The sequence below is a fragment of the Neolewinella litorea genome (genome assembly GCF_004803465.1).
In the GTDB taxonomy this organism is placed as follows: domain Bacteria; phylum Bacteroidota; class Bacteroidia; order Chitinophagales; family Saprospiraceae; genus Neolewinella; species Neolewinella litorea.
On the sequence record NZ_SRSF01000003.1, the window covers coordinates 185,536 to 204,679 of the forward strand.

The window sequence follows — 19,144 nt, forward strand, 5'->3', positions numbered from 1 at the left end:
TAGCTACCGACGGGCCGGACCAGCACGGGACGTCGGTGTAGATGAAAACGGAAACCTACAGTCTGAGCGGAGAAACAGCCGCAACCTACCGCTCCGCGTAAAGGAACCACGATGCCACCGCTCCGTTGCGCAGGCAGAAGGCCAGTTGGTGGTCGGTGTACACCAGCACCTCGCCCCCCGCGGTAGCAATACTGTAACCCGGCGAGCCGTATTCCTCGATTACCCGGCTGCGGGGTTGTCCGCACCCGATCTCCAGGGCGGTTGTACCCACGTACCCGGGCTGTACCCAGGCCAGCAGCAGTTCTTCCTCTCCGTCGGCCGCGGAGTGGTGCAGCACGGATACCGTTTCCGCCGGCGGTTGCCGCCGGACCAACCGTAGGGGGTAGCTGCCGTTCTCGATCCGCCGGGCCGAACCCTCGATCTCGGGGGCCAAACGCATATCCGCCAGTCCCTGCCCGCCCACGGTTTCGGGAATGATGAAGCGCTCCGCCTGTCGGGCCGCGGTCCGGGGAGGTACGTGCCCCGTCCGCAAGACGGTCCGGTTCTCCACGGCCAGAGGGTTTTCCCCGGCAAGCAAGGCTTCAGCCGCCAGTGAATCGCGGCGTTCCGCGGCCAATATGCCCAGCAATACGCGGGCGTGGTCGGCGGTGGTGGGGTTGCCCATACGGGCGGCTTCCCGGGCACGCAGCGTAGCCTCCAGCTGCCGGTCGGCGGCCAGTTCCCGTTGCAAGCTATCGGGATCGGATTCCAGCAGTGAGGCGGCCAGCAGTGCATGGGTGCTACCCAGATTAAGTACGGCCGGGGCGTAGGCGGGGTCCAGCAAGCGGGCCCGCTCGAAATAGCGGCGGGCGGTGTGCAGGTAGGCTTCCCGGGTAGCGCGGTCGGTGGTCAGGGAGCGGGTTTGCCCGTCCAGCCGAGTCCGCAAATCAAGCTCAATAGGGTAGACGTAGCGGAGCGTGGTAGGCTGAAAGAGCGGCAGGGCGGCCCGGGCGTATACCACCCCGGCGTTGTTGTAGATTTCACGGCTGGGGAAGGACTGCAACAGGTGGTCGTAATAGGGGGCAGCTTCCCCGTATCGATCCAGTGCCGTCAGGGCAACCGCCATCTCGAATACTTCTATCAGTTCCTGAAGTTCGCGGTAGGTGCGGTCGGCCAGGGCCTTGCGCTCGTTTAGGGTGGGGTAGTCCGTAAGGGTGTCGGGCAGTCCGTAGGCGTTGTACAGCCCCTCCAGCACCCGGGGCATGACGTTGGAGGTGGGGTAGCCCGCCAGATAGGCCAGGAATCCCCCCCGGTAGTCGGCTTCCGCCTCCCGGTCATCGGGCCCGGGGTCGGCGAGCAGTCCGATGCCGGAACCACCGCGCGCGTGCCCCGCGTAGTAGTGGATCAATTCGTGGGCGAGCACGGTAGCCAGGGCGTAGTCGGCCTCGGCACCGAAAGACATGCACAGGTCATACGCCGCCTCCTCCAGCACGATGAGGTTGCCCTCCACCCTGGCTCCGCTTCGGCGGGCCGCGGTGAGCGTGAAGTAGGGCGCCGGCCGACTGCTCTCACCCCAGGCATCTACCAAGCGGTCGAAGACGGCCCGGGCCGTAGCTTCCTTATCGGGGCCATGCATTGTCGCTCCCGGCAGGGTGCCGGCCAGCAGGAACCACCACAGTACTATGTACCAGCGGGCGTTCATCGGGGGTGGATTAGGTCGCGGGCCGCGGACCGCTGGTTCCACCGGGCCAGAAAGGCGGCGTAGTTGCGGCGCAGCGGGTAGGCGTCGGTAGATTGCCGGATGGACTCCTGGTACAGGCGGTCGGCGGCGTAGAGGTAGCCTTCTTCCTCCAGGACCATCACTTCAAGCAGTTGGCGCTGCTCCTGAGTGGTGGAATCCCGGTAGAAGGGCGTCTGCCGGAGGTCGGCGAGTACCTCCTCGCAGGGCATCTCCCGATAGGTAAAGCGGATACGTACGCCGGTCGCGGAGGCCGAGGGGCGGCCCAGACGGGCCGGAGCACCGGGCTGCGGGAAAACCTCCCAGAAGTAGCGACCGCCGTCGCGTAGGTCCAGGGCGCCCAGGTCCACCAGCACGCTGGTATCCTTGGTGACCACCGAGAGAAGGCTGGCGTCGGTGAGGCTGTCCACGATTCGCACGCGGTAGGTAGCGTCCGCGGCGGCCGCCGGCCACGTAAAGGGAGTAGGTTCCGGGCAGAGGGTACCGCCGAAGGGCTTGAGGCCGGCCAGCCCGGCGTCGCCGAAGCCCTCCACGTTGCCCTGGGAGTTGCCCTGGTTGCTGAGGTAGGCCCGCTCCAGGTCCTGGTCGGTGGCCGACTGGTCGAAGCCGCGGCGGACAAACTCAATGAAACGCTTCAAAAAGCCCGTCGCCGGCGGTTCCTTGGCTAGCAGGTCGGTCAAGGCGTAAGTGCCCGGGTCCTCGATGCGGATGTAGCAGTTCCGGTGGCCGATCTCCACGCCGGCCCCTTCGGCCACGGTGATCTGACCGGGGCCTGCCAGGTAGGTGCCGGTATAGACGTTAATCGGACGCTTCTCGGGGGCGGAGTAAGTCACTTCCCCGCGCGCGAACAGCACCAGCGGTACGGCGGACTCCTGGGACCCCGCGAACAGGGGCAGCAGGAGCAATAGCAGTATTCTAGTCATGGTCGGAGGCATTGAGGTAAGGAATGCGCTTCCGGATGAAACTTTCGTAGATCATCACCATGTCGTACGCCACCACGAGGGCCAGGAATCCGACGGTGAAGTCTATTTTCAACCGGAAATAATAAAATAATAAGGCCACCAGGAAGAAGAGCAAAAAAAGTTCGACCAACTGCATGATCCGCGTGACCCCGTGGTAGCTGTCGGGCAGATTGTGATATATCCAGTGGATAACCACCACGTTGATGTAGGTAAATACAATGACCATCAGGGTCACCAGCCAGTTGGGTAGTTCGTAGATGTAGCGGCCATCCAGCAGCATGGATACGATGTTGGCGTGGATCACGGCACCGTACATGTCTGGCAGACTGCGCCCGGTATAGGTAGGGTTTAGCGGGGTAAAGTACCGGTCTTCCATCGGCGCGTCGGGCTGCCGGCTGTCGATGAATCCGACAATTACGATCCGGTCGCGGAACACGACCAGGGCCTCGGGGTCATCGGAATCCAGCACGGTTTGCCCGTCCACGCGCAGGAACCCCCGGTAGTCTCCGCTGTAATTGATCCGCAATGGCCGGTCGCCCCGCCTCCAGGCCAGTTTGCCGACCCGCTCGGGGGTGTACCGGCGCGCCAGGGCCACCGCAAAGGCATCGTGCCGCTCGCCGTTAAGGGTGCTGATGAAGGGGCTGAACAGGCGGATGGTATAGTCGGTGCCGGACAGGAAATTAGTATAGGCGCTTTCCACGCCCGCGGAGAAAAGGCTGTCCGATGTCCGGATACCCGGTATCCCGGCGCGGTCGGCATCGAAGGGAAGCAGGTTGGCCGCCAGGACGATCAGGTCCCGGTGGGCCGCGATGGACGCGGCCAATACGTAATCCCCCGCGGGCTCCTGTGGCTCCGGGAAGAGAATGTCTACCCCGATCACGGCGGGAGATTGGGAGGCGATGCGGTCCAGCAGTTCCCCGATCTGCGAACGGTCAAACTTGGAGACGTGCACCAGCACCACGCGATTTTCCCGCTTCACTTGCTCCGGGTCGCGCAGTTGGGAGAATAGAATATCAGTTACTTCGTAGTCCCGAATGCCGTTGTTGAAGGGGGCAAAGTAGTGGGAATTAAAAGTCACCAGATCGAGGAACCCAATCAGCAGGAACACCATGCCGGTGATCAGGGCGGCGTGGAGGTAAGCGGTTGGTCGCGGTAAGCCCACCGCCGCTTAAAAGTCGTAGGCCTCGGCTAGCTCCCGGTACGCGTCCGTGTCGCGCAGTCCGTCCAGATCACCGTCCTGCCCGGGGTCCACGCTGTACTCGTCCAGCAAACCGAGTTCCAAGGCTTCCGCCAGGTAATCCAGGGCCATTTCGGTGCGGCCGGCCAGGGCCAGCGTGCTGGCGACCATGTAGGCGTTGCCGGCATCTTCGGGCTGCCAATCCAGGATTTCGTGGAAATGGTAGGCGGCCAAGTCGTACCAGCCCAGGTCGTAGTAATTCCAGCCCAGTTCTGCGTGCATCTCGGCAGCGTCCGCTGGTGGAGGGTCGTTGGCCAGATAGGTATCGGCTACAGATTCGGCCTTTTCGAACATCGCTTCGGCTTCCTGCTCCATTCCCCGCTCCTTGGCCCCGTCGGCCAGGAGGTTGTACAGATAGAATACCGAAAGTACCGCATCCAGATCCCCGTATTCCAATTTCGCTTCCGCTACGGCGAGGTATTCCCCCGACAGGTCGTCCCGTCCGGCATCCAGGTAATAGTACCCCATGCCCAGTGCATCTTCGAACCCACTCATTTCCTCGGGCGGCATCTGATCACCACTTTCCACCCTTTGCTCGGCTTCCTGCCGGGCCCTGAGCAGGCGGGCGTCTTCTGCCACGGGGGTGGTTGCCCCGCGTCCAAGGCCCATGCCCTTGTCGCGCGTCCGCGTCGTGGCGGTCTCCGAACCCGTAAAGGTGCCCGAGGGCGGCGGCTCTTCCGACCAGGTGTCGTCCCCTTCGGGCTCGTCGAACTGGGCCATGAGGGGCGCGGTAAGGAAGAATAGCAGGTAGAGTAGGTATTTCATCGTGTTGTTCAAGGCGGCCGTTTAGTCGGCCAGTGATTGTATAAATTGGTCGGCAGACTCCCGCAGGGGTCCACTCAGCTCCGCATAGAGGAGCCCCGCATAGTCGGTCTCCTCCTCGAACCATTCGGGATCTTCCTCCAGGTCCGTGAGGGCCAGGTACAGGTCCTCGAGGCTTCCCTCGGGGTAATGCGCCGCCAGCAGTTGTTCGTAGAAGGATTCAATGGCGTCGAGTCGGGCGTCAAAATCCTCCTCCCCGGTACTGACCCGGTAAGCAATGTCGACTAAAAGATAAGGCAACAGTTCGATAGCCTCCGCACGATCCTCTTCCGCTTCCCAGTCGGCGGTGTAGTACGATTCCTCGAGTGCCCGCACTTCCCCCTCGCCGGGGTAGCGAATGTCGGGGTCGGAGTATAGCTCGGAATCCCCCCGGTTGACCATGAAGTGGGCCTCCTGCTCCTTCTTCCAGTGCTGCCGCACCACCTTGTCCGTGCGCCGCAGGATGCTGGGCCACGACACCTCCCGGTCGGACTGCAGGGCCTCGGCCAGGGTGTTCACCAGGGCATCGACGTAGTACGAACCGATGGCGTCGTTGAGGTAGGCGATCTGTCCCGGGCGGGCGGAGGTAGCCAGGATGTGCCCCCGAAAGTCGGTAAACAAGTCGATGCCGTAGTGCGTGCTTTCCCGCCCGCCGTCATTGTCTTCCCCCGCGAATTCGGTCCGGCGTGATGCAGCACCCGTGCTGGCGGCACCTTCCGGCTCGGCGTTGCAGCTGCTGCCTACGGTCACCGACATCCGGGCCCCGGATTGCTTAATGGATTCGTGAACGTCCCACAGCGATACGCCACAACCCGCCGCGTCGTGTACCCCGTTGCCCTCGGCGCAGTAATACAGCAGCGGCCAGCGCGGGGCCTCAGGATCGGCCAGCCCGTGTCCCGAATACAGGAAAAAAACGGCATCTTCCGGCTCCACGTAGAATCCCTCCAGAAATTCGCTCACCTCGTTCGGTGTAAAGCCCGGGTTATGGCGCCGTACCTGCATGGGTATCCCTTGGCGGGCCAGACTTTCGGCGACGTAGTTGAAAAGCTTATCGACGTTGCGCGCATCCACCTGACAACCCTGGGCGATCTCGTCGGCGGGGTGAGGATTTATCGTCGTGATCACGTGTAGGGTCTGCTGTCCGGAAAGGACCGTCAGGAATAGACCGCAGCCAAGGAGAAAAAGTAGTCGCATAATAGAAGTTTGGCGGATGTATGTGGCGGGTACGCGGGTGCCGGGGTCAGTCGGCGGGAGCCGGTATATCGCAGTAGGTTTGGTAAAGCTGGCGGTAAGCCGGCGCCTTGCGCAGGGCGGTGAAGTCGGCGTCGGCGGCAAAACGTTCACAATACTCCGCCGCCCGGTCCTCGGCACGGGCGTTCTTCAGCAGGGCCCTCAGAGCGGCGATCGCTTTGTCGTTCTGCCCGGTCGCGGCGAGAAAGGCGGTTAGGTTAAAACCCTGGGCCAGGTAACCGCGGCCTCCCCGGGCGGCGAAGCGCAGACTGGCCTCCCCCTGGTTGAATTGTCCGGCCCGAAAGAAAAGGAATCCAAGTTCGGTAGCCACCGCGCGCTGCAGGGAGTCGGATAAGGCGGCCCGCCGCAACCCCCGTAGCCACTCGTCGGAGGTAGTATCTACCAGAGCCAGGTTGTAATAACCGGCGGCGGAGGCCGGCTCGCGCTCGATTAAGCGGTTGAAGTACGCCCGGGCCTCGGCGTGCTGCCCGGATTGCTGATAAGCTTCCCGCAGGCCCAAGTAGGCCCGTGCCGGCTTGGGACTGCGCTCGATGGCCAGCCGCAGCTGCAGGAGGGCGGAGTCGGGCCGACCCATGCGCAGGTAGAGCAATCCGCTCTCCCGCAATGCGTCCGCTACCAGTCCGTAATCCTCATCCACGATACTAGCGAACAGTTGCTGGGCCCGCTCTGCACCGGCCGTATCTTCCGCCAGCAACAGGGCCAGATTGTACCGTACGTAGGTATCGCCGGGGTTAAGAGCATAAGCTTGGCGCAGCATAACCGCCGCACTGTCAAGCCGGCCGGTCTCGTACATGAGGTTCCCGTAGTTCAGGTAGACCCCCGACAGGTCGGGCTTGAGGGCCAGCGCCCGGTCGTAATAGGCCGCAGCCACGTTATAGTAGCGCTCTGGGTGCCGCTGCTTGTACAGCATGCCGAGATTGCTGTAGGGGAGGGCCCAGGTCGGTGCCAGAACCGCCGCTCGCCGGAACCGCTCGTAGGCCTGTCGCGCCTCTCCGAGCCGCATCAGCAACAGACCGCTTTCGTTGTGCAGGTAGGCCGCCTCGGGGTACAGGTCCAGGGCCGCTTCGAGGTATTCGTTGGCGCGGTGGTAGCTGCTGTCCGCGGCGTCACTGCGGTCGGCCCGCAATCGCAGCACCACCCCGCGGAAGTACTGCGCCCGGGCCAGAATGCCGGGGTGGCGGGGGTCGTTCTCACCCAGGATGCGGGCCGCCTCGTCCAGGTACCGGGGGAAGACGGCGTACTTTTCATCGATCCGGTCGCGATCGGACAGTTCGGCGGGGTCGGCGGCGAGGTAAGCCAGGATGGCCTGCTGTACCGAGTCGAGGAGGGCCACGGTAAGCTGTTCGTCGAGCATTCCCCGCAGGGCGATCAGGTCGGGTTGCCCGCGGAGCCGTTCGTAGAAGGAGAGGGCGGATTGCCCGGACGGTTGCACCAATTGTCCGTCGGCCAGTGCCCGCTGAAAGCGTACGTAATCGCGTTGCGCCTGTGGTGTCACGGTGGCCAGCAGGGTAGCTTCGAGCGTCTCGGTAAGTTCCGCCGACCGCCGCTTGAGCTGCTGCTGTTGCCGCTCGGCGGATAACGTCACGAGGGCCTCGTCCATCCGCCCCCCGCTCAGCAGCGGATGTTGGGCGCGGTCCGTATCCTCACTCACGCGTGCCCTCACGTAAGCGTCCAGTTCGTAAAGGTCTACGCTGCGGTCGCTGTTCTCGTCCGCTGCTCCCCGCATCCCCCTCTCCAGATAATACGAGAATGCCCCCCGTCCCCCGCCCCAGCGTTCGCCTTCGTGGGCCAGTTCGTAGGGTTGGCAGGAAAGCATGCGGATCTCCCGACCCCGCCGCTGCATCAGGTGGGTGGCGGTCAGGGTACGTCCTCCTACGGCATCTCCGGCCAGCGACCCGGCATGACAGGCATCGGTAATGAGTACCACCCGCACCTGGCGGGAAGTGAGCGCCGCCAGGTGATCGTTGAGGTAGGAGACGCTGAGCGCCAGCAGATCGTAATTGTCCGGGGGAGTGTCGTGGGCCAACAGGTAGCCGCCGGAAGCCAGGTCCTGGGCCGCCACGTCGCCGTGCGTGGCCAGGTACAGGTAGGCTGTGGTACCGCTGTCGGCTACGCTACGCTGCCACTGCAGGGCCGACTGGACCGCGGCTAGCGTAGCTTCGTCGTTCGTGAGCAACCGCAAGCGATCGGCCGGCAACCGTCCTCCGGCGGGTTCCGCCAGAAAATCCGCGAAGGCCGAAGCGTCTTGATCGGCGTATCCCAGTTCGGTTACGTTGGGATGCTGGAACCGCGCGATCCCCACCACGACGGCGGTCGACTGTCCCGCCGCCGCACCGGGCAGAAAACAGGTCAGCGCAAGCAGGGTATGCCAGCAGGCTAAAAGAAAAGAAGCAGAGAGGTTCATAGCGGTACGTTCCACGCCGCGGTCGCGTGTAACCGTAAGATAAAACAATTCACCGGCAAGCCAATCGCTCCGACTCAGGATCCATCATACGTACCCGCTTCACTCCCAAACCATTGTCGTACTCTAGTCGCTCCCCACCCGCAGGGAGTCGCGGGCGCGCATCCGCTCGCGCAGCAGGTCGCCGAAACCCATGGACTTGGTTTGGGCGGGAGGCCTATCGTCTCTTGGCGTGAAAATGGTGCTGCCGCCGGAAGCGAAACTGTACAGCGAAGCATCGTTTACAATCAATAAGTAATCGCTCAATGTCCCCTTGTCCCTGTCCAGTACTTCCCTGAGCAGCACGCCAGGTACATCATCCATCATGAATCCTGATCCCTGCAATTCCTCCGCGGGAACGAACAGTTTGAAGGGCCTCTTGTCAATCGTGACATCCAACGTATCTGTGAAGCGCAGATCGGAAATGTTGTCGATGCCATCACCGCGTGTAGTCCCACGGTCGATATCGAAACTGGAGTCGCCCAGAATAAGCGTAAAGATGGAGTCGGTGAAGGGGGCCTGTTGAAACGTATTGCCGGCAGCAGCGGGATCGTCTCGACGACAATGCGCAAGCAGGATCAGCAGCAATATTCCGCATAGGACTTTAACAGGGTTCATTCAAGGGTGGTTTTAAGTTCGCTCACTAGTAAAGTGGGGAGGAACGGACTAGGGGCTGGTAGGTAGTTAGAAGGAAGGATTTGTAGAGACACGGAGGTTCCGGGGGACTTATGGGCAAGTTACATTCCATATAATGTTAGTACAATTCGATTTCAATCCATTATAAAACCCGTTCCCCTGGTTGATGATTATACATCGCAAATTATCGAATAATGCAGAAGCGCTTGTTTGCAGATCATCTAACTCATTACAAATAGTGTTATAATTAGGCCCACCCGGTTTAAGCAGCATAATGTCCAGGTAAGTATGATGGGCGGTTACAATATGATCAAACCTGTTATTACCAATAATAGCCCACTCCGCTACATCTTTAGCGCTTTGATAATGTCCACTTCTGTATAATGCTACGGCTATATCCTGAATGATTTTATAAGTCGAGTAATTGCCACCCAATTGAGTCTTGATTTCGTTTAGCCGGCCTTTCCAACCACTTCCATTAAGGAGAACGTAAGCCGCATATGCTTCAGGAATAGGGTTATTCGGGTTCAGTTTGTTTTGACGGAGGTACTGCGCGCCTGCCGAAGAGTTTCCTTTTTTCTTCTGGGCTTCCCCAAATCGCATATAACTCCCTTTATTAACGGCTTTGTCTCCAGGAAAGGATTCAATGACTTTCTGGTACTCTGTGATAGCATCGTTATAGTGGCCTTTTGATTCAAAATGGTATCCTAAGGCATAATGCGCTTTACCTTTCCCGCGCCCGTTTGTTGCAGAAACAATGGTGTTATACTGATTTATTGCATCGTTGGTACGGCCCTGCTGCATCAAGCCACGTGCGTAGCCGTATCTCATCTCAAACACATCTTTTTGCCAGTTGAAAGCCTGCTCGAGATGGTCACTGTACGTGGGGTCGTCTTGGGTAAGTAGTAAATTCCCTATCCCGAGGTGAGCGGCGGCAAAGTCACTTTTTTCCCTTAAGGCCGTGGCATAAGTACTTTCTGCGCTGATGGTCTTACCTTCCGCAGCCAGTACATTCGCCAAATTACTGTGCGCTATCGCCCAGGGTTTTGGTTGTCCACCAATGTTGACGTTCAAGACCGATCGATACAAAGAAACGGCGTCCTGATAGTTACCCTGCATTTCACTGATTATGCCCTTCTCATTGATAATATAGGGTTTGGGGTTCGCACCATCCGCAGCATCCGCAGCATTGATATATCCCATCGCTTCAACCAACTTCGCATCCGCGTCATCTGGATTCGTGTCTACAAGCTTTTCCGCCCCCATCCGGGCTGCCAGGGCCTGGAAGTACTGGAATTGTGCCTCTTGCTTTGGTGTTCTGAGTGGAATGCTTTTCAAGCAATTAACGTAGTCGCTATACTTACTGGAGTAGGTGGCCCGGTCGCGCAACTCATCGGACTCTGAATTCAGATATGCTTCAATCGAAGCGTCTGTAGAACACACATTCGGTTGTGACGACGATTTTGATTCAACTCCTTCGCTACGACCACCCGCCTGCCAGGCAGTAAAATCGGAGGCCAGGGGCCCCAGGAAAAGCAATAGGGAAAGGTATTTTAAAGTGTTCATAGTGGTAAAATATTACACGGTTAAAATCCCTGATGTAATGCAATACTATTTGAAGGTATACAATTATTGCGAATAATTAAATGTTTTTTAGCTGATAATCAATATTTTAATGTAATGAACACTGGGTGGTTGCCACGCAGTACTGAATATCTTGCTTTACACCGTATTCCAAGCGTACCCGCTCGCCGGTCCGTTGGAGGATTCGCCCCCAAGAGGCACCCTCTTCGTCGACGATCCCGTCGATGAGCGAATGCAAAAAAGCCCGCACAAAGAAGGAACCGTCTTGATCCGTCAGGTAAGCCCGCTGTCCCGACCGACTGGCCGACGCCAGAATGTGGCCCCGAAAGGCGGTCAGGAGTCCGAAATCCATATTGACCGCTTCTCCCGACGGGGACGGCAGCGTCATTTCCCACCCATGGCTGGTTAGGCTTTGCTCTCCCGGGTCCTTCAAAGGGTTGTGATTACAGCTGCTCGCCATGGTCAGCGTCATACGCACGCCCTTGGCCTGCAAGAGATGGTAGATGTCCTGGAGCGGGAGTGCGCATCCCGTATAGTCGATCCGCTCGGTTGGCTCTGCGCACAGGTAAAGCAGAGGCCAGGTGCACGTGGTGTTATCCTGAATTCCGTGACCGGAATACACAAATACGATTGCGTCCTCCGGGTCGGTACGCATGTGCTCCAGGTACTCGCTTATGCCTGCCTTACTGTAATCGGGATAGTGGTAGGCTACGGCCAGGTCGTAACCTTGTAGAACCGCAATCTCCTCAATGGCCGTGAAGAGGTCCACCGTATTGCGCACATCCGCCTGACAACCTGCGTAAATGTCCTCCTCCACAAACACGTTGGCGGCGTACACCAAGTGAATGGTCTGTTGCCCAAAGCCCGGTACGGTCCAGACCAGCAGGGAGAGGAGCATGGCCCACGGTGTGTTACTCTTCATTTGGTGGATATTTCCATTCCGGACAATGCTTTCCGTATAGCGACTGTAGTACTCCCCGCTCTAGCAGCGGATCGTACAGGTCGACCTCCAGTACATACCGACATTGCTCTTCGAGGTCTCCGTTTTTTCGGGCGATGGACAGGGCCCGCCGCGCGGCGTCCTCCGCCTCGTCCCACCGCTCCGTTACCAATAAGATGTCGGCCAGATAGCGGTGCGCGACCGTCAGTCGGGGATACAATTTTGCGCCGAGTTGGGCGGCCTCTACGGCCAGCGGCAAGGCATTCAGATGAAACATTTCTCCGGCAACCGTTATGATCAAATTGAAGTGTTCCTCCTCCGGCATTTCAATTTTCGCTAGCGTTTTGCTCCACTCCGCGCTCGTGGTGTCGAGCATGGCGGAATAAGCATAGCCGTAGGGCAATCGGGGCTGATCCCGCATAAGCCTGCTGAAATAAGCTCTTCCCTCGGGAACCCGGTGCCGGGCGTATATCCGGGCCAATCCCGGATAGAGGTAAGACTCCAGTCGGGAGTCCGGAAGGGTAAGGGCGTGTAAGTAATAATGTATCGCCGAGTCCAGCTGCCCTAGTTGTTCGTAGCCGTAGCCCATTCCGTAAACGGCAAGACCCATCTTGGGGCGATCCGCGACCACCGAGCGGTAGAGATCGATCGCCTCCGGTAAGGAAGCGGTATCGTACACCAGCATACTAGCCAAATTATACCGCGCCTCCACCAAACCAGGGGTCACTTCCACTGCGCGCCGCAGAAAATCCCTGGCCAGCGCCAGGCTGTCTACCGACCGGTACAGGATGCCGAGGTTCATATAGGCGGCACCGAGGTCGGGGCGCAGTTCAATCGCCCGCTCGTAACCGTCAACGATGCGCGCGAAGTTTTCCTCCTGGTCGACCTGCCACAGCAAATTGCTCAGGTTGTTGTAGGGCAGGGCCCAGGTGGGTGCCAGTTGCTGGGCCCGTTCGTAGGCCAGGCGGGCCAGGGAGTCCTGGCCGCCGTATTCGTAGACGATCCCGAGCTCGTTGTGCATATAGGCGGCTTCGGGGGCCAGTCGGACCGCCTCCCGCAGGTGCGCTTCCGCGGCCGTGAGCAAGGAATCCTTCTGAGCGGTAAAATGGGTGCGCAGCCGCAGGTTCAGGCCTTCGAAGTACCGCTGTTTTGCCTCGATGCCACGGTAGCGCGGGTCTTCTTCGCCCAGGATATCGGCGGCCTCCGCCAGGTACCTTGGAAAGACGAGGTATTTTTCGTCCAGCCGTTCCCTTTCGAGCAGTTCCTTGGTGTCGGCGTCCAGGTAATCCTGAATGGCTTGCTGTACGGAATCGAGCAGGGCCACGGTCAGCCGGTCGTCCAGCAAGCCGCGCAGGGGAAGTAATGTCCGGTTGGCGCGCAGTTTGCGGTAGTAAGCCAGCGCGCAATCGGCTTCCGGCAGCAAATAGGCACCCGCGTCCAGCGCCCTACGAAAACGGACGTAGTCTTGCTGGGCATCACGGGGGGCGAGAGCCAGTTGCGTTTCCTCGAAACTGGCCTCCAGATCCTGACTTTTCTTCGCCAGGAGGTTTTGCTGATCTTCGGCTACGGGAGGGAAGGGGCTTTCGTCCTTGCGTCCACCGACCACTTCCGGGTGTTGCTCGCGGTCGGTTGCTTCACTTACGTGGTGCTGCACGAATTGCTCGAGTTCGTACAGGTCGATCCGCCGGTTCAGGTCTTCATCGGCCGCACCACCCAGCGCCCGCACCAGGTGGTAGGAAAACACCCCGCGCCCCCCGCCCCAGCGTTCGCTTTCGTAGGAAAATTCGTAGGGCTGACAGGATAGCAAGCGGACTTCCGATCCGAGGGGGGCCATCAGCTGGGCGGCGGTCAATCTGCGCCCGGCCACCGCATTTCCGGCCAGGCTGCCGGCGTGACAGGCGTCCGTGATCAGGATGGCCTGTACGTCCTTTTCCGCGAGTGCGGTCAGGTGTTCGTTGAGGTAATCTACCCCGAGGGCCAGCAGGTTGTAATTGTTGAAGGGGGTGTCGTGGGCCAGCAGGTAGCCGGACGCCGTCAGGTCGGCGGCCTCAATGTCGCCGTGGGTAGCCAGGTAGAGGTAGGCTACGCCGCCGGGTTCACTCGCGGACAACTGCCACGACAGAGCCGATTCGATGGCGGCAAGCGTAGCGGCCCCGTTGGTCAGCAGGCGGATGTGATCCGCGGAAAGGCCACCGCCCCGGTCGTCGCTCAGGTAAGCCGAAAAGGCTTCGGCGTCGCGATCCGCAAATCGCAGATCGGCAATCGCGGGATCCTCAAAATCGGAAATGCCCACCACCACCGCCGTTGCTCCACCGGTATATTCCCCCCGCAATCCGAAAGGAAGCAGACAGTAGCCCAGCATCAGGACCAGCACACGGGAATATGGCAACATGTTGCGACAATGGGTTAGGCGCCCGCCTCACGATCAAATTAGGGAAATTTACAGTTTGATGCAAGGCGCGTACCCTGATTTAATCCATCGCCCAGGGTGATCGTGGCCATTTTGGACCCGCGTTTGCGGTACGGGCGCGGCCGCGGGTGCCGCGTGAATTCCGAATGTGCCGTGTACCGCGGCAGGTCTACCAATGGCTTGTCGAGCGGTGCTGTAGCTCAACCAGAAGGTCACTCTCCGGTGGTCTCGGCCCGCTTGCCGATTACCATGCGCAGCGGCCGGTGGTCCGACCAGTTGGGGCTGAGCCGCTCGATGTGCTCCACCCGTAGACTGGTATCGACCATGAAGTAGTCGATGCGCAAGCCGGGAAGGGGCCCCGTGAAGGTTGCCCCCAAACCTCGGCCCCGACTTACCCACGCGTCGCGCAGGCGGGGAGAGAGGATCTGATTGTAGGTATAAGAGGAAGGCACGTCGTTGAAGTCGCCGCCGAGCACTACTGGGTGGGGACTGGTTTCCACCGCGGTGCGGATTTGCTCGGCCTGCTGGGCCCGCAGCCGTGAGGTACGCCCGTAGCCGGTGAGCATGCGACCGAAGGTTTCCAGGCGGTTGCGGTAGCTGCCGTCCTCCTGCATATTGTCGGCCATGCCACTGATCTGGTTGCTTTCGAGGTGGGCGTTAATGACACGCAGGGTGCCAATTTCGGTTTGCACGTCGGTCACGATGTAACCGTTGTACTCGTTTGGCTCGGAAAAGGAAGCCGTCACCGGTTCCAGGTCGGCGCCGTAAGTGGCAATGAGGGTACCCTCCTTTTGGTGGCGCTCCCTGAGTTGCTCAGCGGTCTGGATGGAAGGGATGAAACTCAGGCGATTTTTGGGGGGGCGTACCTCCTGCAGAAGGACCACGTCGGCTCCGTAGTCCTGAAAAACCCGGGATACCCGATCGGGGTCCACGTCGTGGGCGTCGTAGGATCGAAACAGGCGCTGGTTGCCCGTCACTAAGGTGACCGTAGGGCCGCCGGGGGCGGCTTCTTCCTCACCCGGCCAGGCGAAAAGCTGGTCGAGTACCGGCACCGCAAAGAGGATCACGGCCAGGGGCAGCAGGGCGGAGAGCCAGCGGCGCCAGAAGAGGGCAAGCAGGGCGTAGAGGGCGGTCAGGACCAGAAGGCCCGGGAGCAGCAGGGCCACGATAGCCGGCGGCCAGAATACCTGGGGGGGTACGTAGCGGGCCAGCAGCCCGAAGGCGGCAGTAAGGGCCAGGAGATTGCCGATGAGAGAAACTAGCCAACGCACTCCGGTCAATTGCGGTTACTGGCGTTAAACAGAAATTCCTTCTCTTCCTTCGAGAGGCTGTTGTAGCCGCGCTCCTTGATCTTGTCGAGGATGGCGTCCAGCTGTTCCTGGTGCGTGGCCTCGCTGTCGAGCGTGGTGGTGCCCCCGCCGGACTGGGGCGTGGTGCTGCCCCCGGCCCGCCGCAGGAAGCTGGGGCGCTGGGGACCGGCCGTTTCCTTGACGGATTTGCCGCCCCGGAAGGCGGCGTGGGGGCCGCGCCGGGAATGGTCCTTACTGGGCCGCACCAGGCTGTGGTAGAGGTTGTCGACGCCCCGGATGGCCGACTGTACAGGAGTGGTAAGGTCGGTGCCCCGACGCAGGTACCAGGCGAAGAGGAAGCCCATGGCTATACCGCCGATGTGCCCGAAGGTGCCGCCGGTATTGACGTTGCTGCCCAGGCTGATGATGTTCATGATGACCACAAAGGCCACGATATACTTGATGCGGACGTTGCCCAGTAGTAGGAGGCGAATACTGTAGTCGGGGGCGAAAACGCCGGTGGCCACCACGATGCACATCACGGCCGCACTGGCCCCGAAGGCGTAATGTGGTACCGAGCCGTCGCCTGCAAAACCAGTCAGCGCGGCACCTAGGAAGAAGAACACCGCACCCGCGAGCCCGCCCAGAATATAGAGCGGCAGCACGCGCCGGTCGCCCAGCAGATCCCCGAAGATGCGGCCGAACCAGAAGAGCCACAGCATATTGAAGAGGATGTGCCAGAAGCCCTCGTGCAGAAACATGTGGGTGAGAATCGACCAGGGGTGGGTGAGCATGTGCCAGCCCGAGTTGGAGATCGCCAGGAAGTTGCGAATGTCGAGGTAGAGGTTGGGGGTTTCCCAGCCGTTGAAGATCCGCAGGAATACCCACGCCAGGTTGATGACCAGGTAGATAGCGGCATTCACGATGATGATGCGGCTGATCATGTTGCCATAATCGAACTCCCGGCGAATGTCGTCCCAGATGGATTGTAGCATAATTGGCGTAGGTCTGCCTGTAAAAACGTTTCGGTGGCGAAAAGATTTAGAAAGGGAAGCTTAAAGCCCTACAAACTACAATTTTACCGCGGCACCCCACCGTCCCAGCGCCGCGATCCGGCCGGCGGATCGCTCCGGTACCACAGATAGGCCAGGCTTCCCCCAACCAGCGCCCCGCCGAGGTGGGCGAAGTGCGCGATGGGGTCCCAGCTGAACTCCATGATGCCGAGAAATAGATCGACGGCCAGCAAAACGGGTACGAAGTACCGCGCCCGAATGGGTACCGGGAGAAAGATAAGCATGAGTTTGAAGTCGGGATACAAAATCGCGAAGGCGGCCACCACGCCGTACAGGGCACCCGAGGCACCTACCATGGGTACGTTGGTCTTGAAGTCGATGTACTCCTGCATCATCCCGACGCCGTTGCGCAGCGTTTGCTGCGGATCGCCGCCGCTGAGCACCAGTTCGTTTTGGATATCGGCCACCACGGCGCTGAGGCGGGTCCCGTCGTCCATGTACAGGTCCTTGGTGTTGACCGACTCAAAGAAAGCGTTGAAGTTGGCCAGGCTCGGGCTGTTGCTGAAGGCCGCCACGATCTCTTCCATCTGGCCCACCTGCCACCAGGTGTATCCGAAGTGAAGGGCTACCGCCCCGGCCGCGGCCGCCAGGTAGAGGATAAGGAAGCGCTGGCTGCCGTAACGGGCCTCCAGCAGGGGGCCGAACATTACCAGGCCGAACATATTGAAAAAAATGTGCGCCAGCCCGCCGTGCACGAAGAAGTGGGTCACCAATTGCAGGGGGTGGAAGCGGTCGCTGGTGGGGTAGTGCAGCGCCAGAAAATCGGAGAGCTCCCGTGTATCTATACCGAGGTAGGGCAGCAGGAACAGGATGGCAAACACCGCCACGTTAATGATCAGCAGGTTTTTAACGACGGGGGTCAGCGGCGGCATGCGGGCAGGGATTTGTTAACTAATGCTTAGGGGGGGCTTCCGGTTTCCGCAGCCGCCGGTCCGGACTTACTGGCCCTGGAAGAGCCGTTCCACTTCCTCGAGTTCGTACTTCACGTAGCACCGCTTTCCGTTGGGGGCCACCCGGGGTTGACCGCAGGCGAAGAGGCGATCAATGAGCGACCGCATCTCCGTGTCGTCAAGGGCCGTACCCCGCTTGATGGCCGCGGTGCGGGCCAGGGTGCGGGCCAGTCGCTCGTGGCCGTCGCTGCTCAGGTCGAGATTGTTTTTGTACTGTTGGAGCAGCTTTTCCAGCAGTTCCAATTCGTTGTTCCTGCCGGCCAGTTCGGCGGGAATTCCCCGGACGATGAAGCTGCCCCCGCCGAAGGCTTCGAGGTCGAAACCGAGCTGGTTGAGTTCCGGCAGCAGGGAGGACATCAGGTCGGCGTCGGCGTGCGCCAGGTCGAGGGTCTGGGGGAATAGGGATGCCTGGGAGGCGGCCGGTTTCTCGCGGAGGGTAGTCAGGAAGTTTTCGTAGAGGATGCGCTCGTGGGCGGCTTGCTGGTCGACGAGCAGCCAGCCGCTCTTGATGGCGCTCACGATGTAGCGTTGGTGCAACTGGTAGGGGGCCCGCCCCTGGGCCGGTGGGGAGTCGTTCTCGTCTTCCCGGCCCATCCGGCTTTGCAGAACCTCACCGGTATCGGTATCGACCTCCACGCTGAGGTTGTCGTACAGTTTTTCCCAGTTGCGCAAGTTGCTGGCGTGGCGACCGGCTTCCGATCCGCCGGAGGGGGTGTGCGGCGTCTCGCGGTTCATTTTGCTCGGCAGTGCCTCGTCGGAATCGAGGGGCGAAACGTTCGGCTGCAGGGAGGTCCGGGAGGGAGAAAAGGGGTTGTCGGCTTCGAAATCGATGGTTGGCATTATGCTCGCGCGGCCCAGTCCGTGGCGGATGGTGGCCTTGAGGTAGTTGTAGATGAGCCGCTCGTCCTCAAACTTGATCTCCTGCTTGGTGGGGTGGACGTTGACGTCGATGCGCGCCGGGTCGATCTCCAGGAAGATGACGTAGAAGGGGTAGCTGTCCTTGCTCAGCAACTCATCGTAGGCCATTGTAACGGCGTGGTGCAGGTAGCTGCTGCGGATGTACCGGTCGTTGATGAAAAAGAACTGCCCGACCTTGCTTTTGCGGGCCGCTTCCGGCTTGCCGACGTAGCCGCCGATGCTGAGGACGTCGGTGGCCTCTTCGATGGGGACGAGCAGGTCGCGGTACTTCTTGCCGAACACCGCGATAATCCGTTGCCGCAGATTGCCGGCGGTAAGCGAGAGGTCCAGCCGGTCGTTCACGTGCAGGTCAAAGCGAATGGAAGGGTGCGCCAGGGCGATGCGGATATACTCCTCACGGATGTGGCGCAGTTCCACCGAGTCGCTTTTCAGAAAATTGCGGCGGGCCGGCACGTTGTAGAACAGGTTGCGCACGGACAGGCTCGTGCCCGGCGGGGCGGCGGCGGGCTCTTGCGTGATCACTTCGCTGCCTTCGATCACCAACCGGGTGCCGAGTTCGTCGGTGGCCCGACGGGTTTTCATTTCCACCTGGGCGATGGCTACTATACTGGCCAGCGCCTCGCCGCGGAAGCCCATGGTGTGCAGGGTGAAGAGGTCTTCGGCGGTGCGAAGCTTCGAGGTGGCGTGGCGCTCGAGCGACATGCGCGCGTCGGTTTCCGACATACCGCAGCCGTTGTCCGTTACCTGAATCAGCGTCTTGCCGGCGTCCTTGACGATGAGGTTGATCTCGTCGGCTCCGGCATCCACCGCGTTTTCCACCAGTTCCTTCACCACGCTGGCGGGGCGCTGAATGACTTCGCCGGCGGCGATCTGGTTGGCAATAGCGTCGGGGAGAAGCTGGACGAGGTTATCCGTCATAGCGGGGCATCAACGGTT

The 19,144-nt window shown here is 60.6% G+C and carries 14 protein-coding genes; all 14 read right to left on the bottom strand.

The window, feature by feature from the left end; genetic code table 11:
* Nucleotides 1–85: 85 nt before the first annotated feature.
* The 14 genes from E4021_RS09185 to mutL all read right to left on the bottom strand — a co-directional run bounded on the left by E4021_RS09185 (nt 86) and on the right by mutL (nt 19,126).
* On the bottom strand, nt 86–1,681 hold the full coding sequence (locus E4021_RS09185; protein ID WP_136458646.1) for a M48 family metalloprotease: 1,596 nt from the start codon (nt 1,679–1,681) through the stop codon (nt 86–88).
* Nucleotides 1,678–2,640 (bottom strand): hypothetical protein, encoded by a 963-nt coding sequence (locus tag E4021_RS09190; RefSeq protein WP_136458648.1) that lies wholly within the window; start codon nt 2,638–2,640, stop codon nt 1,678–1,680. Before E4021_RS09190 ends, E4021_RS09185 begins: the two co-directional genes overlap by 4 nt.
* Nucleotides 2,633–3,841 (bottom strand): CHASE2 domain-containing protein, encoded by a 1,209-nt coding sequence (locus E4021_RS09195; RefSeq protein WP_136458650.1) that lies wholly within the window; start codon nt 3,839–3,841, stop codon nt 2,633–2,635. The genes E4021_RS09190 and E4021_RS09195 overlap by 8 nt, the downstream gene beginning before the upstream one ends.
* 6 nt (nt 3,842–3,847) lie before the next feature.
* Nucleotides 3,848–4,681: a hypothetical protein gene (locus E4021_RS09200; RefSeq protein ID WP_136458652.1), complete on the bottom strand. Its 834-nt coding sequence runs from the start codon at nt 4,679–4,681 to the stop codon at nt 3,848–3,850.
* 21 nt (nt 4,682–4,702) lie between these two features.
* Nucleotides 4,703–5,911, bottom strand: a complete 1,209-nt coding sequence (locus E4021_RS09205) for a caspase family protein (RefSeq protein ID WP_136458654.1) — start codon at nt 5,909–5,911, stop codon at nt 4,703–4,705.
* 46 nt (nt 5,912–5,957) lie between these two features.
* On the bottom strand, nt 5,958–8,372 hold the full coding sequence (locus tag E4021_RS09210; RefSeq protein ID WP_136458656.1) for a tetratricopeptide repeat protein: 2,415 nt from the start codon (nt 8,370–8,372) through the stop codon (nt 5,958–5,960).
* 123 nt (nt 8,373–8,495) lie between these two features.
* Nucleotides 8,496–9,026 (bottom strand): hypothetical protein, encoded by a 531-nt coding sequence (locus tag E4021_RS09215; protein ID WP_136458658.1) that lies wholly within the window; start codon nt 9,024–9,026, stop codon nt 8,496–8,498.
* 108 nt (nt 9,027–9,134) lie between these two features.
* On the bottom strand, nt 9,135–10,610 hold the full coding sequence (locus tag E4021_RS09220) for a tetratricopeptide repeat protein (RefSeq protein WP_136458660.1): 1,476 nt from the start codon (nt 10,608–10,610) through the stop codon (nt 9,135–9,137).
* Between the two features lie 106 nt (nt 10,611–10,716).
* The gene (locus E4021_RS09225; RefSeq protein ID WP_136458662.1) at nt 10,717–11,550 is read right to left on the bottom strand and encodes a caspase family protein; all 834 of its coding nucleotides are present in this window, start codon (nt 11,548–11,550) and stop codon (nt 10,717–10,719) included.
* Nucleotides 11,540–13,960 carry a caspase family protein gene (locus E4021_RS09230; protein ID WP_136458664.1) on the bottom strand — a complete coding sequence of 807 codons (2,421 nt, stop codon included), beginning with the start codon at nt 13,958–13,960 and terminating at the stop codon, nt 11,540–11,542. The genes E4021_RS09225 and E4021_RS09230 overlap by 11 nt, the downstream gene beginning before the upstream one ends.
* 230 nt (nt 13,961–14,190) lie before the next feature.
* Nucleotides 14,191–15,249: an endonuclease/exonuclease/phosphatase family protein gene (locus E4021_RS09235; protein WP_168797542.1), complete on the bottom strand. Its 1,059-nt coding sequence runs from the start codon at nt 15,247–15,249 to the stop codon at nt 14,191–14,193.
* A gap of 5 nt (nt 15,250–15,254) precedes the next feature.
* Nucleotides 15,255–16,262 carry a rhomboid family protein gene (locus E4021_RS09240; protein ID WP_136458668.1) on the bottom strand — a complete coding sequence of 336 codons (1,008 nt, stop codon included), beginning with the start codon at nt 16,260–16,262 and terminating at the stop codon, nt 15,255–15,257.
* An 83-nt stretch (nt 16,263–16,345) separates the two neighbouring features.
* A complete protein-coding gene (locus E4021_RS09245; protein ID WP_136458670.1) occupies nt 16,346–17,212 on the bottom strand; it encodes a rhomboid family intramembrane serine protease in 867 nt (288 codons plus the stop codon).
* Nucleotides 17,213–17,278: 66 nt separating this feature from the next.
* On the bottom strand, nt 17,279–19,126 hold the full coding sequence (gene mutL / locus E4021_RS09250; protein WP_136458672.1) for a DNA mismatch repair endonuclease MutL: 1,848 nt from the start codon (nt 19,124–19,126) through the stop codon (nt 17,279–17,281).
* Between the last annotated feature and the right edge of the window lie 18 nt (nt 19,127–19,144).